This is a genomic window from Flaviaestuariibacter terrae, from assembly GCF_054777635.1.
In genome coordinates this window covers 93071-116057 of record NZ_BAAHAL010000021.1, presented here as the reverse complement: position 1 = coordinate 116057, position 22987 = coordinate 93071, and the positions used below count along the sequence as shown (strand labels likewise).

Genomic DNA, 22987 nt, shown 5'->3' with positions numbered 1-22987 from the left:
GGTATTGAATTGCCGGAAACGAGAGCGGTACAGTTCAGCCGGGCCGCGGGCAGAACAATACGTGCGGGCGCCGCAAAGCAAGGGCGGCAACGGGGTGCGTCAGGACTTCTTCGCGGCCAGTCGTGCCTCGACGAGCTGGAGGTTCTTCTCCAGGCCCGTCGCCAAAAGAACCTGGCAATAGGGCGTGAAAAAACGATGCGTCTGCAGGAGATGCAGGGTTCGCTCGTCCCAATCGGGCGGCACCGCACCGGTGCGCAGCCTCGTTTCCTCCCGGAGCAGGAGGTCGGTCTTTACGAAATCAGGTGTGCCGATATTGTACAGGTCGGCATCGCAGATGATCGCTTCCAGCAACCCGCCGGGCTTTTGCGGCATGCGGGTCGCTTCGATGCAGGCGACAACGCGGTCGTTGAATGCCGGCCCGACATTCCAGCCGTGGATGAAGCCCTCGTAAATATCGATGCTGCGTTGCTCGTGGCCCTCCGATGCGCCAAACAGCTGCCCCACGTCATGAAACCAGCCCGCCACCACGAGCGACGAAACGGGGCCGGGATCAACGGAACACGAGGCCGCGATCGCCGTGGCATGCGCAACGACCCGTTCCGTATGCGCCAGGTTATGGTACAGCAGACGGGGATCGCGGTGAACAGAAAAGATCTGCCGGACAAAATGCGCTGCGGATGTTTCGATATTGTACGAAGTCATAGCGTATCCTCCATGCACACAAAAAGCGATCCCAAGCCGCGCGCGGAATGTTACCAGGAAGTTGTTACGCAGCCGGGCTTCGAAGGTCAATCGTAAACCAATGGTGCCCGGCTTCGAAGCGGTACGATGCGCTGAAGCCCGAAACGCGGCAGATCTCCCGGACAAGCGCGAGCCCGAGGCCGGTGCCGCCTCCTTCCGAATCCGGCATCGCGAAACGTTGAAAGAGCAGGTCTTCATCGAGCGCGCTTCCCTGCGCCTCGTTGGCGATCCCGAGCATCCCTGCCGTCAACCGGATCTGCAGCAGCGTTCCGGGCCGGCTGTGGCGCCAGGCGTTACTCAGCAGGTTGTTGAGCAACACGTGACAAAGCGGGCCGTTCATGCGAACGGTTACCGCATCGAGCTTCGCATCGACCTGAAGATCGCGCTGCTGGAACAGCTCCTGGAATTCGGCGATCTTCTCTGACAGCAATTGCGTCAGGTCAAGCGCTGTTGTTTCGGAGAACTGCTTGTTTTCGATACGCGCGAGGAGCAGCAGCGAGCGGTTGAGACGATCGAGTCGCTCCAACGCATTGAAGGCCGCCTGCAATGCGTCGACGCCCGCGGTACTGAGCTGGCTTTCCTGCAACAGCAGGTCCAGCTTCGACCGGATGACGGCGATCGGGGTTTGCAACTCGTGCGTCGCGTTCTCGCTGAAGGTTTTCAGGGACAAATATTCACGGCGCGCGTGACCGGCGAAGCGGAGCAGGCTTTCGTGCAGCATCCGGAACTCATCGATCTGCGTCGGTGCAAACTGCAGTGGCTCGTCGGCGCTCAGCTTGTGCTCCCCTACCCTGTGGAGCGCTTCGTAAAAGGGCCGCCACAGGCGCTTCACCGCCCAGCGGTTGATCAGCACGGAAAACAGGAGGATGAAGAGGATGGTGCCAAGTGCGATGCTGAAGATCGAGCGGATAAGATTGTCGGTCTGCTCCATCGCTTTCGACACCCTAACCCGGTGCCAGCCTTCGCTGTCGCGGATAAAAAAAACCAGCTGCCGGTATTTCTCCGGTCCCTCTCCTTCCCGGTCGATGAGGTCGCGGGTCTGGAAATGCCGCCGCCCGGGCGCAGGGGCTTTTGCAAACTCAATGAGCTGGTCGTCGACGGAAATGCTCTCCGGCAATCGCCCGTGCTTTTCCACGCTGATCTGGATCTCCCGCTCCTCGATGTGCAGGTCTTCGTCGATCTGCTCCACAAGGATGAAGCGCAGGCTGGCATACAGCGCCAGCGAGGCCACGAGGAAGATGACGATCGTGACGCCTGCATTTACGCGGCTCCATTTTGCAAGCAGCTTCATGAAAGGCTGCATTTGTACCCGATCCCATATACCGAGTGAATGTAATCGGGCGCACCGGCGCCCAGCAACTTGCGACGCAGGTTCTTGATATGCGTGTAGATGTAGTCGTAAGACCCGGATACATCGGCCTGCTCGCCCCACAGGTGGATCGCGAGGGCATTCTTGTTGATCACCCGGTTGCGGTTGCTTATGAGGTAAACGAGCAGGTCGTACTCCTTGCGGGTGAGGTCGACAGGCGTTGTTCCCGCAAGCACGATGTGTGCGTCGAGGTCGATGCGGAGCACGCCGAACTCAACGTGCCGGTGTCCATCGTGTGCTTTCCGCCGGACGATCGCTTCGACACGGGCCGCCAGCTCGGCGAGGTGAAACGGTTTTACCAGGTAATCGTCGGCACCGAGGCGAAGCCCCTGCACACGGTCCTGCAGCATGCCCTTCGCCGAAATCACGAGCACCGCGTCGGACCGCTTGTCCGCCTTCAGTTCCTGCAGGATGCCCAGGCCGTTGCCACCGGGCAGGGTTAGATCGAGCACGATGCAATCAAAGGTTCGCTCCTCGAGCTGGCGGAGCGCGCCGGGATAGTCGTAAGCAGCCACACAGGAAAACCGCGCCTCCGTGAGGTAATCACAGATGCTCCGCGAAAGCTCCTTTTCATCTTCGACGATCAATACATTCATCAGCTACCGATTAATACAAAGGTCCCGCAAATGATCAGTCCCGCACCGATGGCGGTCTTGATGCTCAGGCTCTCACCCAGGAAAACAACCGACAAAAGGATCGCGAGCGCCACACTGAGCTTGTCCAGCGGCGCAACCTGCGACACCTTTCCAAGCTGCAGGGCGCGGAAATAAAATATCCACGAGAGTCCCGTGGCCGCGCCCGACAGGCACAAGAAAACGAGGTTCTGCCGGTTGAGCGACTGCAGTTGCGGGAGAAGTCCCCTGGCGGAAACAATGAGCCAAGCGATGACGACGATCACGAGCGTTCGCACGGCCGTTGCCAGGTCGGGGTCGACACCCTTCACACCCAGCTTGGCAAAGATCGCCGTGAGGGCGGCGAAGAAAGCAGACAGTAAGGCATAGGTCCACCACATAAGCGACAGGGTTTACTAACTAACGCGAAGATCCGTTCTTTTCCGCCGCAATTTCCGGTCGATCCGTTCCATGATCCAGAAAGAAAGCGTGAGCCAGATGATGCAAAGTAAGAAGCCCGCGACCACATCGCTCGCATAATGAACGTGCAGGTACACGCGGCTGAAGGCAATGGCGCAGGAAAAGAGAAACAGCCCGACGGCTATCGTCCAGCGGGCCCAGGGATAGAAGCGCAGCGCCCACGCGAGGTAGATAAGGAGACCATAAAAGGTGAATGACGAAAAGGAATGTCCACTCGGAAAGGAAAAGCCGAGGACGTTCTGAACAAGCGGGTCGGGCGGGCGGTGCCGGTGAAAGATCGACTTGAATGTGAACAGGAGGATCGTACCGGCGATGCCGATGGCGGCGCTGTCGAGCGACAGGCGCCGGCTTTTCTTCGATAGCAGCAGGGAGCCGATTAGCAGTAGGTAGGCCGGCAGCAGGAAGTGGGCCGACCCGAAGAAGGTCACAACGAGCATCACCCTCGTCAGCGCAGCACTTTGCAGGGGACGCAGCTCGCGGAATACCCAGTTGTCGAGGCGTGCTTCCTGCTCAATCACCATCTCGTTGGCGATGACGGAAAACAGCAGCAGCGCCACCAGGAACAGGCCCACGATCGCCAGCAGGCGGAGCGACAGGTGCCAGGCCTGCGCCTTCAGCTGTATGGTTCGCCAGGCATTCATCGGAACGTATATACAAAGCCGGGCATCGCGCGCCCGAAGTGGTACTGGAGGTTCAGCGACACGCTTGCCTTCCGCGTCCCGGGCGTCTTGATCTGGGCATAGCGGTGGTAGTTGTTCACCGTCAGCCGGCCCGTCAGGTAACCCAGCGCGGCGCCACAGAGAACATCGGTAGCCCAGTGCTTGTTTTCAGTGATGCGGCTCAGGCCGATAAGACCCGCGGCCGAATAGGCCAGGATCGGCACCCAGATGCGGTCTTTGTATTCCAGGGCATAGACGGTGGCCGCTGCGAAGGCAACGGTGGTATGGCCGGATGGGAAGGCGCTGTTGGTGCTTCCCCCGTTCGGGTCATTGGGTGTTTTGTAAAAAGGCCCGAGAAAGCGCGGCTCGGCCTCGAGCGATGTCGGGTCGATGATGTAGGGACGCTGGCGGCCCGTGAGAAACTTCAGCGTCGTTTCGAGGAGGGCGCCGGTGATGTAGGATTGCGAAGCAAGCAGCGTGGTGGTTTGCATCTTCTTGTTCTTGAAGACGAATCCTGTCAGTCCGAGACCGCCGAGCACATACACTTCGTAGGTGCCGCCGAAATTCGTGACGTAGCTGCTCACCTCGCGCAGACTGGACGAACTGTTGCGCAACCGCAATGCCGAGCGCTGGATCGGCTCGTCGAGCACGGCGATCGAGCCCGCCACCAGGGCGAACTTGCCCGCGGCGCCCCAGTCGCGGCGCTTCATGTGAAAAGGCTTCGTATAGGCCTGCTTGATATCGCTCCACAACAAGACGGCGTACGATCCCGGCGTCAGCTTCGTTGCCTGGTTGTAGGCTGCCCGCGACGTATTGTTTTCCTGCCGGCCCGCGCTGTCGGTCTTCTGGCTAAGGCTATCTAGCTTCCGCACCAATGTATCCGGCTGCTGCGCCATCGCCGGGAAGCCAAACAGGAGCAACAGCAGACCGACCAGGATCCGTACTTTCATAGATATACGCATTTTGCAAACAGAATCCGAAAACCGTACCCCAGCCATTTGACCCGCTGCGAGGCCGGATTTCGGTCCGGGCGCGACACAAATTGTGGTGGAAATTCTGAAGTAATTCTGAAGTGAGGTGCTTTTGCGGCACAAAACGATGCGGCGGCTTCCGAAATCAGATTTCAACCAGAATTGCCGCCTAATTTGCGGCCCGTATGACCCGATCCGCACGCATCGCTCTTCTCCTGCTCCTTTTTTGCGCGAACCTGGCCTTTGGACAAAAGCATTCTCTCGAGGGAACGGTTGTCGATGCGCGCACCCACCATCCTGTTGAATACGCAACCCTGTCGTTGCTCCGGGCGGGCGACAGCAGCAAGGTTGTCGATGGCACGACGAGCGACAGCCTGGGACGATTCGGGCTGCCTGCGGTCGCTATTGGCGAGTACCTCCTGCGCGTTGAAGCGATCGGGTATCACGCACAGCGACTCGCCGTTTCCATCAGCGCCGACCGGGCAAAGGACCGCGCACTGTCGCTGGCGCTGCAACCGCGCAGCGGCGAGCTGGCCGGCGTCGTTGTCAGTTCGCGGTCGGGCCTCGTCGAGAACCGGATCGACAAGCTTGTCTTCAACGCCGAGAAGGACCTCACGTCGCAAAACGGCTCGGCAGCCGACGTGCTGAAAAAAGTGCCGCAGGTAGGCGTCGACGCCGATGGCAACGTATCGCTTGCCGGCAACTCGGGCATCCGCTTCCTGATCGACGGGAAGCCGTCTTCGGCCTTCGGCAGCAATATCGCCGACGTGCTTGCGGCGCTTCCGGCGAGCCAGATCAAGTCGATCGAAGTGATCAGCAACCCGGGCGCGCGCTACGATGCGCAAGGCATGGGCGGCATCATCAACATCATCCTGAAAAAGTCGAACCTGCGCGGCTCCAATGGAACGGTCAACCTGTCGGGTGGCACGCGGATGGAGAACGGCGCGCTGAACCTCAATTTCCGCCAGGCAAAATTCGGCGTCAATGCTTTTGTCAACGGCAACCTGCGCCCGCGCGTGACCACACCTTACGAGCTCACGCGTACTTCGCACGATTCTTCGGGCTCGCAGCTGCTGCAACAGTCGGGCGACGGGAGCCTGCTGCGCAAGGGACTCCAGGCAGGTGTCGGCTTCGACTGGACGCTTTCTTCGAAATCGTCACTCACCGGGAAACTGTCGTACAACAGCTTCTCCAACGATGCCAGCGGGCAGTTCCGCCAGCTCCAGCAATCGTTCAGCAACAGTGGCGCGGGCGGCGCTGCAACCAATACCGAAACCCGCAACCGGTCGACGTTCCGGTTCAACGACGTGGATGCCAGCCTGCAGTTCCGGAAAAAATACGCACGGCCCGAGCAGGAGCTCGAGCTCGAGGCATCAACGAGTCTTGGAACACGCGTCACGAACAGCGAGAGCGCCGAAACCGGCAGCAACGGGATCCAGCAGGCAGGCAGCAAGGGCCATAACCCGGGCCGTCAGGACGAATCGCAGCTGCAGGTGAACTACAGCTACCCGCTGCGCGAGAACAGTATTTTTACGGTAGGCGGCAAAAGCAGCTTCACCCGGATACAAAGCAATGCAGCGGTGTCGGCTTACAATGCCATGAGCCGCCAATACGAGCCCGATGCGCGGCTTTCCAACGACCTGCATTTTCAGCAGCAGGTATATGCCGCCTACGCGGAGCTCAGCTTCCCCCTGGGGCAGTTGTTGTCGGTCAAAGGCGGGCTTCGCTACGAGCGCACCGAGCGGCAGGCAACATTCTCCGGCCTGCAGAAGCCGGTGAACCTCGATGGATATAACACGATGGTTCCCTCGCTTTTCCTGATGCGAAAGATCGGCGAGACCCAACAGCTCAAGCTCAGTTACGCGCGGCGTATTGAGCGTCCCGACTTCCGCGACCTGAATCCATTCGTCAACAGCAGCGACCCGAAAAACCTGTCGACCGGCAACCCGTACCTCGTGCCGGAGATCGGCAACCGCGTCGAGCTTGGCTACAGCCGCGAGTTTCCTCGTCTCGGTTCCGTTTCGGCCACGCTGTTCTACCGCGCTACCAACCACGACATCCAGCCTTATGTAAGCCTGTATGACCGCTTTGCCGTCGGCGACACGACGTATACGAATGTGTCGGTAAGCACGCGCGAGAACATCGGCCGCGAGCAGAATACCGGGGTTAACCTGTTCCTGGAAACGAAACCGGTTTCCGGGATCAGCTTCCGGAGCAACCTGTTCCTGTTTCACCGCCGGATTCATAATGCCATCGACGCCGCCAGCAGCCCCGAGAGCTTCAACTACCGCATCAACCTGAACGCAAGCTGGCAGGCAACGCCCACCTGGACGGGCGAGTTTTTCGGGAATTTCAATTCGGCGCGCAACGAGATCCAGGGACGGTACCCGTCGTGGACCACCTACAGCTTCGCCATCCGCAAGCAGTTCCGGAACCGCAAGGCCAGCATCGCGCTCGCCGCTACGAATCCCTTCGCGGAATACAGCCGGCAGCGCACCGAGCTGCAGGGCTCCTCTTTCGCCTGGACCAGCACGCGCCTCATACCGGTGCGCTCCTTCGGGCTCAACCTCACCTGGAAATTCGGAAAGCTCGAATTCAAAAAGGACCGCGTGGAGCCCAGCGTCCCTGACATCGCGCAATAAGGCCTGCAGCCCGGCCGTAGCGCAAAGGGAAAAGCCTGTTCAGAATGACGACAGATTCGGGACCTAGCTTCGTGAAAAGTGTTCTATATGAAAGCTTACCTCATCCTCGCGGCGCTTGCCTTCGGCGCGCCCGCTATGGCTCAAAAAGAGAAATCCCCGCATGTTCCTGCCGCTGTGGCCGCGGCCTTCGCAAAAGCACACCCCGGCGCAAAGGGCCACTGGGAGCGCGAAGGCGCCAACTACGAAGTGGAGTTTACCGAGCATGGGCAAAAGATGTCCTGCATACTCAGCAGGCAGGGAACGATTATTGAAACCGAAACAGCCATAAGGCCGGACGAGCTGCCGCAGGCGGCTCGGGCTTACCTTGACCAGCATTACGCGAAGAAAAAGATCAGGGACGCGGCGCGGCTGCAACTCGCCGACGGAACACTGCAGTATGAGGCCGGGCTGGATAAAAAGGATATATTATTCGATGGGAAGGGCACATTCATCAAGGAAGAAAAAGACTAAAACACCGGGCTGCCCCGGGCTATGCTCCTTTGCCTGCCTGGGGCTTCTCGTCGTCCTGCTGCTTCCCGTGGAGCGGCTCGCCGCGCAGGAGAAAAACCTGGCCTATTTTATCAGCCAGGCCCGGCTCAACAGCCCGAGCCTGCGCGAGCTGCAAAGCCAGGATGCGCTGGCCCGTATCGACTCGCTGCTGTTGCGCGCGGCGCTACGCCCGCAAGTAGCCTTTCTCGGCAACGCCGGCTACGCCCCGATCATCGGGGGTGTTGGCTACGACGAAGCGATCACCAATATTGGCAACCTTACCGGGATCGTCCAGGCCAACCGGTCGTTTGTACCGGCACGCACGATCCAGGCGCAGCTGCAAACCATCGCGCTGCAGCGCCGAGCACTCCTCGACACACTCCAACTCTCGCGGCAGGACATCGCGCGGAGCATCACCGATCAGTACATCACCGCCTACTCCGACCAGATCAACTACGACTTCAGCCACGACCTGTTCGAACTGCTGCAACGCGAGGAATCGGTGCTGAAAAAACTCACCGAGAAGGGCGTATACAAGCAGGTGGATTACCTGAATTTTTACATCAGCATGCAGCAGCAGGAGCTGACGGCGCTGCAGGCACAGATTCAATACGGAGCCGACTACCTGACGCTCAACTTCCTCGCCGGGATACTTGACACCAGCATCGAGCGGCTGCCCCCGCCCGCGCTATCGGACAGCCTCCCCGACTTCCGGCACTCGGTCTTTTTCACGCGTTTCATCACCGACAGCCTGCGCCTTGCCAACGAGCGGCAGCTGCTCCGCTCCCAGTACAGGCCCAAGGTCGGCGCGTTCACGGATGCCGGCTACCAGTCGTCGCTGCAGAACACGCCCTGGCGCAACTTTGGCTTCAGCTTCGGGCTCAGCCTCAGTGTGCCGATCTACGATGGCCGGCAGCGGAGCCTCCGCGAGCAGCAGCTCGATATCCGCGAGCGCTCGCGTGGCTACAGCCGCGACTATTACGCCCGCCAGTATGCGATGCAAACCGCGCAGCTCCGGAGGCAGCTGGCTTCGATCGACGAGCTGACGGCACGGCTCCAAAAACAGATCGAATTTTCGCGAACGCTGATCGAAGCAAATGGAAAACTCCTGCAGGTCGGCGACATCACGATGAAAGACTATGTAACGGCGATCACGAACTACCTCAACGCGCAGAACCTGCTTAATCAGAATACGATCACGCGGCTAAAAGTACTCAGCCAGCTCAATTACTGGAATGCAAAACCTTAAGTTATGAGAACCGCCCTGCTGCTAGGAATGCTGACCCTGCTGGGCGCCTGCCACAGCAAAGAGGCCAGCGACGATGAAGAGGCCGCGCCGGAAGAAGTACGTACGCCTGTAACGCTTGCCGAGGTGGCCACAACGCCGCTGCAGACCTATGTGGAGCTCAATGCCACGTCCGCGTTCCTGCAAAGCAATTTCATCAAAGCCTCCGCGAACGGGTACATCCGGCAGGTCAATGTGAAACTGGGACAGCGCGTGTCGCCGGGAACGGTCGCATTCGTGATCCGCACCAAGGAAGCCGAAGCGCTGGGCAACACGGTCAACAGGCTCGATCCCTCCTTTCACTTCACCGGCATCATCCCGATACGGGTAGCCGCCAGCGGGTTTGTGCAGGAGCTGAACCACCAGCCCGGCGATTACGTGCAGGACGGCGAGCAACTCGCGGTGATCACCGACAGCAAAAGCTTCGGCTTCGTGCTGAATGTGCCCTACGAACTGAGCAGCCGCATTTCGCCGGGCACGTCGCTCGATGTGACGCTCCCCGATGGCAAGGTGCTCCCCGGCCGCGTCAGCCGCGTGCTTCCGAGCGTCGACTCGGCCGCGCAGACACAGCAGCTGCTGCTCCGCGTAACGAGCGCCAGCCCATTACCACAAAACCTGATCGGACGCGTGCGTCTCGTCAAGGCACAAAAGGTGGGCGTACCCTCACTGCCCAAGGCTGCCGTACTCGCGGATGAAGCGCAGCAGAACTTCTGGGTAATGAAGCTGCTCGACTCCACGACGGCCGTGAAGGTGCCGATCATTAAAGGAATGGAAACCGCCGACCGCATCGAGATCCTGCGGCCGGAATTCCGACCGGGCGACAAGGTCGTGCTCAACGGCAATTACGGGCTTCCCGACACGGCGAAAATCATCATCCAGAAAGGCGAGCAATGAACTCCTTTTTTACCCGCTATAAAAACCCGGTAACGGTCTTGATCGTCCTGCTGCTGCTCGCCGGCGGCTACGTGTATACCCGCCTGCCGACCGCGCTTTTCCCGGAGATCACCTTCCCGAAGATCAAGATCATTGCCGACGCCGGGTTGCAGCCGGTAAACAAGATGATGGTGACCGTGACCAAGCCGCTCGAAAACGCCATCAAGCTCGTACCCGACCTGGAGGATGTGCGCAGCGTTACAAGCCGCGGCTCCTGCGAGATCTCGGCCTTCATGAACTGGGATGCCAATATCGACCTGAGCCAGCAGCGGATCGAATCGCGCATCGCCCAGATCCGCAACTCCCTCCCGCCCGACGTGCAGATCACGGTGGAGAAAATGAACCCGTCGATCCTCCCGGTGATCGGCTACACCCTCGAAACTTCCAGCAGCACGCAGAACCCGATCGACCTGAAGCAGCTGGCGCAGTACACGATCAAGCCCTACCTGTCGCAGGTGCCCGGCGTGGCCGAAGTGCGTATCATCGGCGGCAAGCAAAAAGAATACTGGCTGACGCTCGATCCGCAGAAAATGAGCACGCTCGGCATTACGCCCGACCGCCTCTCTGCTGCGCTTGTGGCAACGAACTTCATACAATCCAACGGCTACCTGTCCGACTACCGCCTGCTGTACCTGACCGTCACCGATGCCACCGTTCACTCGCTCGACGAGCTGCAGAACATCGTGGTCCAGGGTGACGGACGGAGAACGGTTCAACTGAAAGACATCGCCTCCGTAGCGATCAGCCCCGGCGTGGAATACACGAAGATCAATGCGAACGGGCACGCGGGAGTGCTCATCGCCGTGATCAAGCAGCCGGGCAGCAACCTGGTTTCGCTCAGCGACGATATGGCCAAACGCGTAGAATCCCTTTCACGGCTTCTGCCGGAAGGCGTCAGCATACGTCCGTATTACGTGCAGGCCGACTTTGTGCGCGACGCCGTGCACAGCGTTACCGACAGCCTCTGGATCGGGCTGCTGCTGGCCATTGTCGTGGCGATCATCTTCCTGCGCTCCGTCAAGGCAAGTGTCACGATCCTGATCAGCATCCCGGTTACGATCGGGCTCACGCTCATCGGCATCTACGCCATCGGCTACAGCCTCAACATCATGACGCTGGGCGCTATCGCGGCGGCGATCGGGCTCATCATCGACGATGCCATCGTGGTGATGGAGCAAATCCACCGCAGCCACGAAGAGCATCCCGGCGAGCCGGCGCGTGTGGTGGTGCAAAAGGCCATCCGCTACCTGCTCCCGGCGATGGTCGGCTCCTCGCTCAGCACCATCGTCATCTTTCTTCCCTTCGAGCTCATGTCGGGGGTTGCGGGCGCTTATTTCAAGGTGATGACGCACACGATGATGCTGACGCTGGCCTGCTCCTTCCTGGTAACCTGGATCGGGCTTCCCGTCATTTACCTGCTGCTCAGCAGCGAGCGACGGGAGCGTCTCAAACTGGCCCACGCCCCGAAACCACAGGAAGTAAAGAAGCAGCGCTGGGTAGGCTGGTTTATCCGGAGGCCCTGGATCAGCGTGTTGCTGCTGGCGGTTTTCGGCCTGTCGATCTGGCTGGTGCTGCCGCGTCTTCAAACCGGGTTCCTGCCTGAGATGGATGAAGGAAGCATCGTGCTTGACTATAAATCGCCGCCGGGAACTTCGCTCGACGAAACCGACCGCATGCTCCGGCAGGTGGAAAAGATCATCGTGAAAATCCCGGAGGTGGAGGCTTACTCGCGCCGCACCGGCACGCAGATGGGTTTCTTCATCACCGAGCCCAACGATGGCGACTACCTGATACAGCTCAAAAAGAAGCGCACCCGGTCGACCGACGAAGTGATTGCCGATATTCGCCACCAGGTGGAGTCGACGCAACCCGCGCTCCAGATCGACTTCGGCCAGGTGATCGGCGATATGCTCGGCGACCTGATGGAATCGGTGCAACCCATCGAGATCAAGATCTTCGGCGATGATATCACGCGCCTCCAGGCACTGTCGACACAGGTAGGCGCAATCGCGGAAGGCGTTCCCGGAACCGCCGACGTGTTCAACGGGATCGTGCTATCAGGTCCGTCGGTGCGCATCATCCCCAACAACGCGCAGCTGGCCCGGTTCGGGCTTACGGCGCAGGAGCTGCAAACGCAGGTGCAGCTGGCCCTGCAAGGTGTTGATGCGGGCAACCTGCTGGAGCGCGAGCAGATGACACCTGTCCGGATCGTGTATCCGGGCAACCTGGCCCAGAGCGTCGAAAACCTCCGGCAGCTGCCCATCTTCCTGCCGTCGGGACGTTTGATGTCCATCAGCTCGCTGGCCACCGTTTCCATCAACCGGGGCGATGCGGAGATCAACCGCGAAAACCTGCAGTCGATGGGTGTGGTGACAGGCCGGCTGGAAGGACGCGACCTCGGGAGCACGATCCGGGAGCTGCAGAAAAAAGTAGCGGCGCAGGTGACGCTACCACAGGGCTACCACATTGAATATGGCGGAGCCTTCGCGGAGCAGCAACGGTCGTTCGGCGAGCTGCGCCTGATCCTGCTCACGGCGAGCCTGCTCGTGTTCGGCGTCATCCTGTTCCTGTTCCAGGATTTTCTCGTGGCGCTGCTTATCCTGCTGATCGCGGTGTTGGGCATGGCCGGCTCTTACCTCGCCCTCCTGCTCACGGGAACGGCGCTCAACGTGGGCAGCTACACGGGCATCATCATGATCGTAGGCATCATCGGCGAGAATGCGATCTTCACCTTCCTGCAGTTCCGCGAATCGCTCCGCGACAGCCAGGAGGTCGATGATGCCATCACGTATTCCATTTCGACGCGGCTCCGACCGAAGCTCATGACGGCGCTCGGAGCGATCATCGCCCTCATGCCGCTGGCGCTGGGCATCGGCACCGGCGCAGAACTGCACCAGCCGCTGGCCATTGCGGTAATCGGTGGGTTCCTCGCAGCGCTCCCGCTCCTGCTAATCGTGTTGCCTACGCTCCTGCGACCCATCAGCCGCCGTAACGCCTTCCGCAAAAAAATGGAAGAGCTGTGAGCGAATGCATCCGGCGAAGTGTCAACAAATTTTGAAGGGGTGAAGCAGCAGTTCCCGGACAGCGCCGGCGATTCAGTTACAATGGCGATCAATACTCCGGCAAACCGGGACCGGCCGTAAACAGAAAACCCCCGCATTGCTGCAGGGGTCTTTGTACCGCGTACGGGATTCGAACCCGTATCGCCTCCGTGAAAGGGAGGTGTCCTAGCCCTTAGACGAACGCGGCATTTTTAAGAACTGTCCCGTTGTTTTCGGGAGTGCAAAGATAAGGGCGTCAACCATTTCTCCAAAAAAATTTCAAAAAAAATCCCCCGCGGCTGCGAGGGACTGCATTGATTCTGAGCGAACCGATGTTAGCGGCTGGCCTTGTCAAATTTAAGAAAGATCCGTGGCACTCCTCCCGCACATTTTGCAGGCTCGGTTTGAAGAGGAGGAACGCAGATCGTACATCCATGAAGAATGGTTATGATTTGCCGACGCACGGATGGTTCGACAAGCTGCCTAAAGCCCGATCTCGTAATGGCGCTCGGGGATTTCCACGTCCAGGAATCCCTTGCCTACAAGGCGGCGCTTGAACTCCAGCTGCACTTCGTACTCGCCGTGCACCAGGAACAGCTTCTGCACGGCACGCGGATCCTGCCCGTGGAGCCACTGGCAAAGATCCTCGTAGTCGCCATGGGCGCTCATGCTGCGGATGGCGCCGATCTCGGCGTGCACCTCGTGGCGAACGCCGTAGATACCCACCTCCTTGTCGCCCGCCATCAGGCGGCCACCGAGTGAGCGCGGCTCGCAGTAGCCGGTCATCAGGATACTGTTGCGGGAATTCTCGATGTTGTTGCTGATGTGGTGCTTCACGCGGCCCGCATCGGCCATACCGGAGGCCGAGATGATCACGCAGGGCTGGTCGCGGTAGTTGAGCATCTTCGACTCTTCCACCGTCTTCACGAAATGCAGTCCCTTGAACTCGAAGGGATCATCGTCGTGCTCCATCACCTTCTGGATGGTCTTGTTGAAGTACTGCGGAAAGCGCTTGATGACGGCCGTGATGTCGGTACTCAGCGGGCTGTCGACAAAGTAGTCGACGGCGGGGAGCCGGTTCTCGACCTCGAGCTGGTTGAGGGCATACAGGATCTCCTGGGTGCGCCCGAGGCTGAAGGCCGGCACAATGAGCTTCCCTCCTTTTTCGAGGCAGGTATGGTCGATCCAGTTTTTCAGCTGGTCGAAGGAGGTTTCGATATCCTCGTGGAGCTTGTCGCCGTAGGTCGATTCGATGAGGATGCAATCGGCCTGGTCGAAGGGTGCGGGCGAGCGGAGGATGACATCGCGGTAGCGGCCCACGTCGCCGCTGAAGCTGATGCGGTACGGGCGGCCCTTTTCCTGCACCCGCAGGTGCACGGCGGCTGAGCCCAGGATATGGCCGGCATCGGTAAACATACATTCCACGCCATCGGTCACCTTGAACCATTCACCGTAGGGCCGCGCCTCGAAAAGGCCGGCGCAGGCCTTCGCATCGTCGACAGTATACAGGGGCTCGAGCAGCGGCTTTCCCTGTGCCTTGCTGCTCTTGTTGTGGGCCCGCACGTCGCTCTCCTGGATCTCGCCGGAGTCTTCGAGCAGCAGGTTCGTCAGCGCCTCGGTGGCATCGGTGCAGTAGATGCGCCCGCCAAAGCCTTCCTTGACCAGCTTCGGGATAAGACCGCTGTGATCGATATGGGCGTGCGACAGGATCAGCACGTCCACCTCGGAGGGCACAAAACCCCAGGTGCGGTTGAGCGCGTCGGTGTCTTTTCCCATGCCCTGGAAGAGGCCGCAATCGAGTAGGATCTTCTTCCCATTGGAAAGCGTCAGCAGGTGCTTCGAGCCGGTAACGGTGCGCGCGGCACCATGGAATGCAATCTTCATATCGTTGCTGCTTTTTTTGATTTAAACGACCAGGTAAACGTGAACTCAGCCACTACTTCGCCCGCCCCGTTGCGCCCAATGCTCCGGGCATTGACAGTCTGCCCCTCGCCCGTGGCAATGGCCGCGTCGATGGCGGCGGCTATGGCTGCGCCGTCGCTGCAGGTGAAGCGGGTGCTACCGGTAGCCTTCTTAAAAAACCGGGCCTCCATCGCCGTTACGAGCATCGACACGGGCGGACGCCGCCCGTAGATATACTGCATGCACAGCGCACCGGTGCTCAGCTCCGCCCCCATGGCGAGGCAGGCGAAATAGGTGGAGCGGAAGGGATTCTTCGTAAACCAGCGGTAGGGAACGTCCACCACGCATTCGGTTGCCGTGCAGTTCCGGAGCCGGAGGCCGGCAAACCAGGCGGCAGGCAGCTTCGCGAGCAGGAAGAGCCGGAACCTTGTTTTGCTGTGAACCAGTTTCTGAAAAGCGGCTTCTGAAGACATGGCGGGATTGGGTTTTGGGATTCGGCTCTTGCAGGAGAAAGAACCTGTTATATAGCCTGCACGACCTACGCTATTCCTTGTACAGAAGCGGGTCGAGGGCCGAAGGAGCCCAGCCGCGGAGAAATGCGATAACGCGGTCGCGGTCGTAGCCATTGCCTTTTTCGAGGAGGCCGCTGTCCTGGGTATGGAGGCGCTTGCCCGAGGCATCGAGCACCAGCAGCACCGGGAACCCGAATCGCTGGGGGTAACCAAGCTCCGCAAGCATATCGAGGTTCTTGTTTTCCTTGCTGTAATTCAGATGATACACCACGAAATTGTCGCGCAGCAGCGCGCGGATCGTTGTGTCGGCCTGCGTAAATGCGTTGAAGCGATAGCACCAGACGCACCAGTTGCCGCCTACCTGGAGCAGCACGTGCTTCTTCTCGGCTTTCGCGCGGAGCAGCGCGGCGGCGACGTCTTTGCGGGCATTGGCGGCGGGGTTGTAGAGGCGGGTGCTGTCGCTGGCGGCTGCCGAAAGCGAGCCGAGAAGCAGGAGCGCGAAAAGGAAACGCATGAACGGGTATTTACGGGCAAAATACCGAAAAGCCAATTCCGGCGGGCCGCTTTGGTAGCGGCAATCGGCCCATTTTGTGACGCCTGTAACCCTTTTGGTGTAAGAACTCGGCCCGGATGAAACTATATTTGAACCTTCGCTGAAACAACCCCAAAAAACCACGACATGAAAAAGCTTTTCCTCTTTGCCGCACTGGCCTTCAGCCTGAATGGCTTCGCCCAGAAAGTAAGCGGTAAGATCGGCTTCCAAAAAGGACAGAAACTGGAAGTTGTGACGGAGTCCAAGCGCAACAGCTCGCAGGAGCTGATGGGACAAACGATGGAGTCCACCATGAACAGCACCACTACCGAGATTTTCGACGTGCAGGATGCCACGGCCGCCAGCGCTACCATCGAGCATAAAACGAAACGCTTCCAGTTTTCGGCCGAAGGCATGGGCCAGAGCCAGACATTCGACTCCGAAAAGCCCGACGACCTCAAAGGCGAAATGGGCCAGGTGATCGACAAGAAAGTGCTGAAGAACAAATACACGATGACCATCGATGCCTTCGGTAAGGTGACCGCCGTCAAAGCCGACGACGACAACCCGAACGGCAGCAAAAAAGACGAAGAAGCCGGTATGGCCGAAATGCTGGCCCAGCAGCTGGGTGGCAACTTCGCCCTCCCCAAGGCCGGCGATCCCACGATGTTCAGCATCTTGCCGGGCAACCGCGAAGTCAGCACGGGTGATTCCTGGAGCGACAGCACCGCGGCCGAAGGAACCCGCACGAAGCGCAACTTCGTCGTCAAGTCGATCACGGCCGACCAAGTCGTACTGGACTTCACCGCCGAAACAAAGATTGAGAAGACCATCGAGCTGATGGGCAACGAGGCCTCGGTGCATACCAGCGATAAAAGCAGCGGCAGCATCATCATCGACCGCAAAACCGGCCTTGTCCGCAGCATGACGACGACCGGCAAAACCGAAGGCACCGTCGACGTACAGGGCATGAGCGTACCGGTTACCGCAGATACCACGACCACCGTTACCGTCAAAACGACGTAACCGGAGTCTGTCACCTAACGATAAAAGCCCCGCAGTGCGGGGCTTTTATCGTTTATAGTACTTCGATCTGGTTCCGGAGCAGGTCCTCGAATTCATCGCGGCGCCGCACGAGGTGCGCCTCGCCGTCTTTCACCAGCACCTCGGCAGGCTTTAGGCGGGAGTTGAAGTTGGACGACATTTCAAATCCGTAGGCACCCGCGTTGTAGAACACGAGGTAATCACCTTCGCGGACCTCGGGGAGCGTACGGTCCCAGGCAAAGGTGTCGGTTTCGCAGATATTACCCACAACCGTATAAATACGGGGCGCGCCACTCGGGTTGGTCAGATTGCCGATGCGGTGGTAGGCCTCGTACATCATGGGGCGTATGAGGTGGTTGAAGCCGCTGTTGACCCCGACGAATACCGTTGCGGTCGTTTGCTTCACGACATTGCATTTCACAATGAAGTAGCCCGCCTCGCTTACGAGGAACTTGCCGGGCTCGAACCATACTTCGAGGCTGCGGCCGTTCTCGGCGCGGTAGGCCGCGAAGGCTTCCGCCACCTTTTCACCGAGCGCCGCCACGTCGGTACGCACGTCGTCCTCGTGGTACGGCACCTTGAAGCCCGAGCCGAGGTCGATGAACTCGAGGTCGGAAAAATGCCCGGCCACCTCGAACATCACCTCGAGGCCCGCGATGAATACGTTGATGTCCTTGATGTCGGAGCCCGTATGCATGTGAATGCCCCGCACCTTCAGTCCCGTCGACTTCACGATCCGCTCGATATGCCGCATCTGGTGCACGGAGATGCCGAATTTCGAGTCGATGTGCCCGGTCGACATTTTATAGTGCCCGCCGCCCATGATATGCGGGTTGAAGCGGATGCAGATCGGGTACGATCCGCCGTAGCGGTTGCCGAACTGCTCGAGGAAGGAGATGTTGTCGATGTTGAGGTGCACGCCGAGTGCGCGGCCGGCGTCGATCTCGTCGAAGTCGACGCAGTTGGGCGTGAACAGGATGCGCTCGGGCGTGAAGCCGGCCTTGAGTCCAAGCTTCACCTCGTTGATCGACACGCAATCCAGGCCTGCGCCCAGGCTATTGACGTAGCGGAGGATGTTGATGTTGGTTAGCGCCTTGCAGGCGTAGAAGAAACGGGCCTTCACCTTCGAAAAAGCGCCGGACAGAAGCTCATACTGCTCCTTGATCTTTTCGGCGTGGTAAACATAAAGTGGTGTACCGAATTCGTCGGCGAGGGCGATCAATTGCTCTCGGGAAAGGGATTGGGACATAAGAGCGCAAAAGTAGGACAAGGTTCTGATGGTTCTGAAGGTTCTGAAGGTTGTTGTTTCCCTAAACAGAACCGCCTCGAAACCTTAAGAACCGTAAAAACCTCAAGAACCTCCCTTAAGGAGCGTCCGGCGTATTCTTGTCGGCCGGCGAATCGTCATCGGCCAGGGGATCTTCCCCTTCGCCATGCGCACTGTCGCCCGCGCTCTCATCGAGCTCGTCGGGGGTGAATTCCATCTCGTCGCTGGTTTCCTCGATGCGGATCTCGTTCTGCTCGTCATCCGGGAAGTCGGTTTCGGACAGCTCCTCCGCTTCATCAGCTTCGGCTTCGTCTGCGGCTTCGCCGGCAGGCTCAGAGTCGGCGGTTTCGCCGCCGGTTTCCGGGGCTTCCCCGGCTTCCGCTCCTGTCTCAGGCGATGCTTCTTCCTGTTGCGGCTGCGCCTCACCATTGACAATGGTCTCCTGCGGTTCGGCCTCCGTGCTGGCGCCGGTTGCCGGTCCTTCTTCCACGAGCTCGCCGTCGTCGGTAACGAGGAGGCCCGAGGTCTGGAAGTCTTCGGGGTTCACGAGGGTTCCCTGTACCACCTGGTCGGCGAGTACTTCCTTGATCCGCGGCAGGTCTTCCGGGGTGTTGATCCCGAAGTAGTCCATAAAGCTTTTGGAGGTGGCGTATACGAGCGGGTGGCCGGGCATTTTCTCGTTGCGTCCCGAAATAACGATCAGCTCTTTTTCGAGGAGCTTCTGCACGCTGTAGTCGGAGGATACGCCGCGGATGGACTCGATCTCACCCTTGGTGATGGGTTGCTTGTAGGCAATGATGGCCAGCGTTTCAAGGGCGGCCGCTGAGAGGCGCTTCAGGAATTTCTCGCCATTGAGCTGCGCCACGGTCTTGTGGAATTCCTTCTTGGTCAGGAACTGCCAGCCGCCGCCGCTTTGCCGCACTTCGAAGGGATAGAATTCGGAGTTGTATTTCTCCACGATTCCCTCGAGTGAGGCTTCCACCTGCTCTTCGAGCACCTTGTCTTCCATGAACCCAAAGGCCTGGTTGATCAGCTCGGTGAGCTCGGCAGCCGTCAGCGGTTTGTCGGACGCGAAAATGAGCGACTCGATATGCGGGATAAGGCTTGAGATTTCCATAAGGATGGCGAAAGTACAAAAAAAGCCGCGCCGCCCCGGCCGGGTTGATTTCGAACAAGGAACAGGGAACAAGGGACGCTGAAAGAAGTATCATTTCCAAATAAAAAGGGAAGCCCCTTCAGACTTCCCTTCTCTATTCCAAATTCCTTGTTCCTTGTTCTGCTGTTCCTTAGCCCTGGAGTGCGGCGGCACCGGAAACGATCTCCGTCAGCTCCGTGGTGATCGCGGCCTGGCGGGCGCGGTTGTAGGAGATCTTGAGGGTTTTGAGCAGCTCGTTGGCGTTCTCGGAAGCCTTGTCCATGGCGGTCATCCGGGCGCCGTGCTCGGAGGCGTTGGCATCGAGCACCGCTTTATAAAGCTGCGTGTTGAGGATCTTCGGCATCAGCTCGGCGATGAGCTCCTCTTTATTGGGGTCGAAGATGAAGTCGGCGCGGGTTGCCGAAGCACCGGCCCCTTTTTCAGCCTTGGGGATGGGGAGGAACTGCTCGCTTACGAAGCGCTGCGTCGCGGCGTTCTTGAACTCGCTGTACACCACTTCCACGGCGTCGAACTCGCGGTTCAGGTACGCCTGGACGGCGGCCTGCGAGGCAGCCTGTACGCCCTCGAACGACAGTTGCAGGAAAACATCCTTAAAGCGGTCGCTCACGTCGAAGCCGTTCTTGGCAAAGTGCTCGTAGCCCTTCTTGCCCATGCTCCAGATAGTAACCTGCTTGCCCTGGTATTTTTCGCGGATCACCTGCTTTACGAGCTTGATCACGTTGGCGTTGTAGGCGCCGGCGAGACCACGGTCGGAGGTGATGGCGAAAATGAGCACGCGCTCCACGGGGCGCTCCTGGGCGAGGGCGTTGCCGCCTTCCACCTCGGTGTTGCTCACGATGTTGGACAGCATTTCCTGCAGCTTGCGGGCATAGGGACGCATCTGCTGGATGGCATCCTGGGCGCGGCGCAGCTTCGCGGCGCTCACCATTTTCATGGCCTTCGTGATCTGCTGGGTGCTCTGAACAGACTTGATTCGGTTACGTACTTCTTTAAGTTGACCAGCCATTCGGGTTTGTAGTTTGTTGTTTGAAGTTTGCAGTCGGGAAGACTGCGCGTTCGTGCTCCGTCGGCCCCGACCGTAACCGGGGGGCTGTCGAAAGCGGTGCAAAAGTAGGGCAGAATGGCGGGAATTCCCGGAAAATTACCCCTCTTTTTGGCTCGGTGAGGGGCCGGGGCCTGTGGTACTTTTCGGCGGGCCATGCAGCAAAGACGCCGCCGCGCCTGTCTGCAAAGGAAACCAAGCCTTATGGGTCGTCGCCTGAACCTCCAAGTCCCTGCTCCCTGCTCCGAAAGCTGGGAAGCCATGCAGCCCCGCGAAGGCGGCCGCTACTGCTCTTCCTGCACCCGCACGATCACCGACTTTACGCAGATGACCGACGCCGAGCTGACGGACTTCGTGCAGCGCAATGGGCATGCCTGTGGCCGCTTCCGCCCCGACCAGCTGGGACGCGACCTGGAGGCCGCCCGGAAGCCCTGGCCCGGCCTCCGCGCCTTTTTTGCTATCAGCCTGCCGGCCTTTTTACTATCGCTCAAAAGCGTGGGGCAGGCGCGCATGGCGATTCCTACAGAGATCAGTCCGTCGCGCGAAGCGTCGAAGGCGATCATGGCGGCAGCAGACAGCGCCGGGTCGGTCGCGGGCGTTGTTCGCGACGAGTATGGCAACCCTGTTCCGTTTGCCAGTATTGTTATCAAAGGCACAAGGCAGGGGGTGTCCGCCGATGAGAAAGGCGTCTTCCTCCTGAAAGCGGTCAGGCTACCCGTAACGCTCACGGTAAGCTCGGTAAACTTTGTGCCGCAATCCGTCCGCGCAACCGGCGAGCCGCTCGCTGTGACGCTCCGGGGGGTCGGCGAAAGGTTGGTAGGGACGGTAGGCGTGGTGGTCGTTTCGCGAAGCACCAAGAAGCGCAAACCGTCGCGCGCCGAAGCCAAGGCCGCGAAAGCCGCCGCCGCGCAGCCTTCGATACTGCCGTATCCCAACCCGGTCAGCGCCGGCAGCGACCTGACGGTGCAGGGCAGTAACCTCGAGCCGGGCGCCTACCGGCTGGAGCTGTATAACCTGGCCGGCCAACTGCTGCAACGAGGCAGTGCCGTTTGCAGCGCCAAAACGGACCGGATGCAGTTGTCGACGGCCGGCGTGCCTGCCGGCAACTATATCTTGCGCGTCGTAAATGAAAAGACGGGGAAAGCGTTGAGCAGCCAGGTGGTTGTGCGGAATTAGCGTCGCTTCCCCTGCGCATCCAACCAGGTTACGGCCGCCCGGATCTTCTGATCTTTCGAAAGATCCAGGAAGTCATCGCCGCCGATCACGTCGATGTCGGGCAACACCTCTTCGTCGAACACCTTTCCTTTTGCATTCCGCGTGAGCGACTCGGCCACAACGATTCCATTGTCGCGCCCCGGCAATTCAAAACCATTGTTTCCGGTAACGTAGCCGGCTGTGCGCTCGCCGATGAGCACGGTGCGTGGCCGTGACGTGAACGCTATTGCAAGCTGCTCGGCCGAGGAGCCCGACGCGGGGCTGATGAGTACAGCCACGGGCAGCTTCGTAAGGTCGCGGCACATCCTGTCCAGGTGCAGCACAAGCGAATCGTTGTGGTTGCCGTGAAGCACCACCTGGTTGTTGCGCAGCTCATTGCGGCCCTGCACCTGCCCGCTGCCATCGACACTCTCGCCCAGGTAGCGGTTGCCAAGCACGTTAATGATCCCCTGGTACATCGGGAACGAATTGCCGCCGCCGTTGAGACGCAGGTCGATGATCACCCCTTCGGTTGAAGCATCGACATTCTTACAAAGCGAGTCCTGGATCCGTTGCGCATAGGCGTTCATCTCCCCGAGCGATTGACCCATAAAGAAGTGAATGCTTACGTAGGCATAGCGGCCGGCAATCCGGCCATTGTAGATATGACGTCCGCGGCGGAGTGCCGAGTCAAGCCCCGCGCTGAGCACACGCCGTTCGCGGTACAGCAGCCCGTTGACGTGCTGCTCGCCGGCGATCGTTATCCAGCCGTGCTTGTCCTGAAGCTGGTCGAAGGCCCAGAAAAGCGCGGGCGCTGCTTCCGCATCGGTGCGGGCGGCGGCAGACCGCTTCCACACAGAGTCGCGCAGGGCCGTCCAGTTCAGCTTCGAAGAACGCAGCGACCGGTGCTCCATCACACGCAGAGCGCTGTCGATAAGTACCCGCACGGAATCGGGTTGCTGGGCACGGCCTGTACCGGCAACGAGGAGAGCAAGGATCAGGAGTCGTATACGCATCGGAAAGATATTTCGGGCAAGTTGGCGTGCATCGGTGGCGCATGCGTGCACTTTTCGCCCAA

At 59.7% G+C, this 22987-nt stretch carries 20 protein-coding genes and 1 tRNA gene; 7 read left to right on the top strand and 14 right to left on the bottom strand.

The window, feature by feature from the left end:
* Window positions 1–99: 99 nt before the first annotated feature.
* The 6 genes from ACYU7Z_RS16910 to ACYU7Z_RS16885 form a co-directional block, all read right to left on the bottom strand.
* On the bottom strand, window positions 100–702 hold the full coding sequence (locus ACYU7Z_RS16910; protein WP_460572621.1) for an HD domain-containing protein: 603 nt from the start codon (window positions 700–702) through the stop codon (window positions 100–102).
* A 64-nt stretch (window positions 703–766) separates the two neighbouring features.
* Window positions 767–2032 (bottom strand): sensor histidine kinase, encoded by a 1266-nt coding sequence (locus ACYU7Z_RS16905; RefSeq protein ID WP_460572619.1) that lies wholly within the window; start codon window positions 2030–2032, stop codon window positions 767–769.
* A complete protein-coding gene (locus tag ACYU7Z_RS16900) occupies window positions 2029–2706 on the bottom strand; it encodes a response regulator transcription factor (RefSeq protein WP_460572617.1) in 678 nt (225 codons plus the stop codon). The genes ACYU7Z_RS16905 and ACYU7Z_RS16900 overlap by 4 nt, the downstream gene beginning before the upstream one ends.
* Entirely contained in the window at window positions 2706–3122 is a 417-nt protein-coding gene (locus ACYU7Z_RS16895) for an EamA family transporter (protein ID WP_460572615.1), read from the bottom strand. The genes ACYU7Z_RS16900 and ACYU7Z_RS16895 overlap by 1 nt, the downstream gene beginning before the upstream one ends.
* A gap of 15 nt (window positions 3123–3137) precedes the next feature.
* Window positions 3138–3842, bottom strand: coding sequence for a phosphatase PAP2 family protein (locus ACYU7Z_RS16890; RefSeq protein WP_460572613.1), 705 nt, complete (start codon window positions 3840–3842; stop codon window positions 3138–3140).
* Window positions 3839–4810 (bottom strand): phosphatase PAP2 family protein, encoded by a 972-nt coding sequence (locus ACYU7Z_RS16885; RefSeq protein WP_460572611.1) that lies wholly within the window; start codon window positions 4808–4810, stop codon window positions 3839–3841. The genes ACYU7Z_RS16890 and ACYU7Z_RS16885 overlap by 4 nt, the downstream gene beginning before the upstream one ends.
* 206 nt (window positions 4811–5016) lie before the next feature.
* Between ACYU7Z_RS16885 and ACYU7Z_RS16880 the strand changes: the two genes are divergently transcribed.
* From ACYU7Z_RS16880 to ACYU7Z_RS16860, 5 genes are all read left to right on the top strand, one after another.
* The gene (locus ACYU7Z_RS16880) at window positions 5017–7473 is read left to right on the top strand and encodes a TonB-dependent receptor (RefSeq protein WP_460572609.1); all 2457 of its coding nucleotides are present in this window, start codon (window positions 5017–5019) and stop codon (window positions 7471–7473) included.
* 87 nt (window positions 7474–7560) lie between these two features.
* Window positions 7561–7983: a PepSY-like domain-containing protein gene (locus tag ACYU7Z_RS16875; RefSeq protein ID WP_460572608.1), complete on the top strand. Its 423-nt coding sequence runs from the start codon at window positions 7561–7563 to the stop codon at window positions 7981–7983.
* Window positions 7946–9250 carry a TolC family protein gene (locus ACYU7Z_RS16870; RefSeq protein ID WP_460572606.1) on the top strand — a complete coding sequence of 435 codons (1305 nt, stop codon included), beginning with the start codon at window positions 7946–7948 and terminating at the stop codon, window positions 9248–9250. The genes ACYU7Z_RS16875 and ACYU7Z_RS16870 overlap by 38 nt, the downstream gene beginning before the upstream one ends.
* Before the next feature lie 3 nt (window positions 9251–9253).
* A complete protein-coding gene (locus ACYU7Z_RS16865) occupies window positions 9254–10180 on the top strand; it encodes an efflux RND transporter periplasmic adaptor subunit (RefSeq protein WP_460572604.1) in 927 nt (308 codons plus the stop codon).
* On the top strand, window positions 10177–13242 hold the full coding sequence (locus ACYU7Z_RS16860; RefSeq protein WP_460572602.1) for an efflux RND transporter permease subunit: 3066 nt from the start codon (window positions 10177–10179) through the stop codon (window positions 13240–13242). Before ACYU7Z_RS16865 ends, ACYU7Z_RS16860 begins: the two co-directional genes overlap by 4 nt.
* A 154-nt stretch (window positions 13243–13396) precedes the next feature.
* On the opposite strand, the gene ACYU7Z_RS16855 is transcribed toward ACYU7Z_RS16860, so the two are convergent.
* From ACYU7Z_RS16855 to ACYU7Z_RS16840, 4 genes are all read right to left on the bottom strand, one after another.
* Window positions 13397–13468, bottom strand: a tRNA-Glu gene (locus tag ACYU7Z_RS16855).
* Between the two features lie 275 nt (window positions 13469–13743).
* A complete protein-coding gene (locus tag ACYU7Z_RS16850) occupies window positions 13744–15144 on the bottom strand; it encodes an MBL fold metallo-hydrolase (protein ID WP_460572600.1) in 1401 nt (466 codons plus the stop codon).
* Entirely contained in the window at window positions 15141–15635 is a 495-nt protein-coding gene (locus tag ACYU7Z_RS16845) for a hotdog family protein (RefSeq protein ID WP_460572598.1), read from the bottom strand. Before ACYU7Z_RS16845 ends, ACYU7Z_RS16850 begins: the two co-directional genes overlap by 4 nt.
* A gap of 70 nt (window positions 15636–15705) precedes the next feature.
* A complete protein-coding gene (locus ACYU7Z_RS16840) occupies window positions 15706–16188 on the bottom strand; it encodes a thioredoxin family protein (RefSeq protein WP_460572596.1) in 483 nt (160 codons plus the stop codon).
* A 165-nt stretch (window positions 16189–16353) separates the two neighbouring features.
* Here ACYU7Z_RS16840 and ACYU7Z_RS16835 point away from each other — a divergent pair, with 165 nt between their 5' ends.
* Window positions 16354–17232 (top strand): DUF6263 family protein, encoded by an 879-nt coding sequence (locus tag ACYU7Z_RS16835; protein ID WP_460572594.1) that lies wholly within the window; start codon window positions 16354–16356, stop codon window positions 17230–17232.
* A gap of 52 nt (window positions 17233–17284) precedes the next feature.
* Here ACYU7Z_RS16835 and lysA read toward each other — a convergent pair whose 3' ends face one another.
* From lysA to atpG, 3 genes are all read right to left on the bottom strand, one after another.
* Complete coding sequence (gene lysA, locus ACYU7Z_RS16830; protein WP_460572592.1) at window positions 17285–18499, bottom strand: diaminopimelate decarboxylase; 1215 nt, start codon at window positions 18497–18499, stop codon at window positions 17285–17287.
* Window positions 18500–18614: 115 nt separating this feature from the next.
* Complete coding sequence (gene scpB / locus ACYU7Z_RS16825; protein WP_460572590.1) at window positions 18615–19634, bottom strand: SMC-Scp complex subunit ScpB; 1020 nt, start codon at window positions 19632–19634, stop codon at window positions 18615–18617.
* Between the two features lie 169 nt (window positions 19635–19803).
* Entirely contained in the window at window positions 19804–20679 is an 876-nt protein-coding gene (gene atpG, locus ACYU7Z_RS16820) for a F0F1 ATP synthase subunit gamma (RefSeq protein ID WP_460572588.1), read from the bottom strand.
* A 240-nt stretch (window positions 20680–20919) separates the two neighbouring features.
* On the opposite strand from atpG, the gene ACYU7Z_RS16815 reads away from it, so the two are divergent.
* The gene (locus tag ACYU7Z_RS16815) at window positions 20920–21891 is read left to right on the top strand and encodes a carboxypeptidase-like regulatory domain-containing protein (RefSeq protein WP_460572586.1); all 972 of its coding nucleotides are present in this window, start codon (window positions 20920–20922) and stop codon (window positions 21889–21891) included.
* On the opposite strand, the gene ACYU7Z_RS16810 is transcribed toward ACYU7Z_RS16815, so the two are convergent.
* Window positions 21888–22925, bottom strand: a complete 1038-nt coding sequence (locus ACYU7Z_RS16810) for a S41 family peptidase (protein ID WP_460572584.1) — start codon at window positions 22923–22925, stop codon at window positions 21888–21890. The genes ACYU7Z_RS16815 and ACYU7Z_RS16810 overlap by 4 nt on opposite strands.
* Between the last annotated feature and the right edge of the window lie 62 nt (window positions 22926–22987).

Bases quoted from the DNA above. Each gene is read 5' to 3' on its own strand.
- ACYU7Z_RS16910 (WP_460572621.1), bottom strand. From the start codon at position 702: ATGACTTCGTACAATATCGAAACATCCGCAGCGCATTTTGTCCGGCAG.
- ACYU7Z_RS16905 (WP_460572619.1), bottom strand. From the start codon at position 2,032: ATGAAGCTGCTTGCAAAATGGAGCCGCGTAAATGCAGGCGTCACGATC.
- ACYU7Z_RS16900 (WP_460572617.1), bottom strand. From the start codon at position 2,706: ATGAATGTATTGATCGTCGAAGATGAAAAGGAGCTTTCGCGGAGCATC.
- ACYU7Z_RS16895 (WP_460572615.1), bottom strand. From the start codon at position 3,122: ATGTGGTGGACCTATGCCTTACTGTCTGCTTTCTTCGCCGCCCTCACG.
- ACYU7Z_RS16890 (WP_460572613.1), bottom strand. From the start codon at position 3,842: ATGAATGCCTGGCGAACCATACAGCTGAAGGCGCAGGCCTGGCACCTG.
- ACYU7Z_RS16885 (WP_460572611.1), bottom strand. From the start codon at position 4,810: ATGAAAGTACGGATCCTGGTCGGTCTGCTGTTGCTCCTGTTTGGCTTC.
- ACYU7Z_RS16880 (WP_460572609.1), top strand. From the start codon at position 5,017: ATGACCCGATCCGCACGCATCGCTCTTCTCCTGCTCCTTTTTTGCGCG.
- ACYU7Z_RS16875 (WP_460572608.1), top strand. From the start codon at position 7,561: ATGAAAGCTTACCTCATCCTCGCGGCGCTTGCCTTCGGCGCGCCCGCT.
- ACYU7Z_RS16870 (WP_460572606.1), top strand. From the start codon at position 7,946: ATGGGAAGGGCACATTCATCAAGGAAGAAAAAGACTAAAACACCGGGC.
- ACYU7Z_RS16865 (WP_460572604.1), top strand. From the start codon at position 9,254: ATGAGAACCGCCCTGCTGCTAGGAATGCTGACCCTGCTGGGCGCCTGC.
- ACYU7Z_RS16860 (WP_460572602.1), top strand. From the start codon at position 10,177: ATGAACTCCTTTTTTACCCGCTATAAAAACCCGGTAACGGTCTTGATC.
- ACYU7Z_RS16850 (WP_460572600.1), bottom strand. From the start codon at position 15,144: ATGAAGATTGCATTCCATGGTGCCGCGCGCACCGTTACCGGCTCGAAG.
- ACYU7Z_RS16845 (WP_460572598.1), bottom strand. From the start codon at position 15,635: ATGTCTTCAGAAGCCGCTTTTCAGAAACTGGTTCACAGCAAAACAAGG.
- ACYU7Z_RS16840 (WP_460572596.1), bottom strand. From the start codon at position 16,188: ATGCGTTTCCTTTTCGCGCTCCTGCTTCTCGGCTCGCTTTCGGCAGCC.
- ACYU7Z_RS16835 (WP_460572594.1), top strand. From the start codon at position 16,354: ATGAAAAAGCTTTTCCTCTTTGCCGCACTGGCCTTCAGCCTGAATGGC.
- lysA (WP_460572592.1), bottom strand. From the start codon at position 18,499: ATGTCCCAATCCCTTTCCCGAGAGCAATTGATCGCCCTCGCCGACGAA.
- scpB (WP_460572590.1), bottom strand. From the start codon at position 19,634: ATGGAAATCTCAAGCCTTATCCCGCATATCGAGTCGCTCATTTTCGCG.
- atpG (WP_460572588.1), bottom strand. From the start codon at position 20,679: ATGGCTGGTCAACTTAAAGAAGTACGTAACCGAATCAAGTCTGTTCAG.
- ACYU7Z_RS16815 (WP_460572586.1), top strand. From the start codon at position 20,920: ATGGGTCGTCGCCTGAACCTCCAAGTCCCTGCTCCCTGCTCCGAAAGC.
- ACYU7Z_RS16810 (WP_460572584.1), bottom strand. From the start codon at position 22,925: ATGCGTATACGACTCCTGATCCTTGCTCTCCTCGTTGCCGGTACAGGC.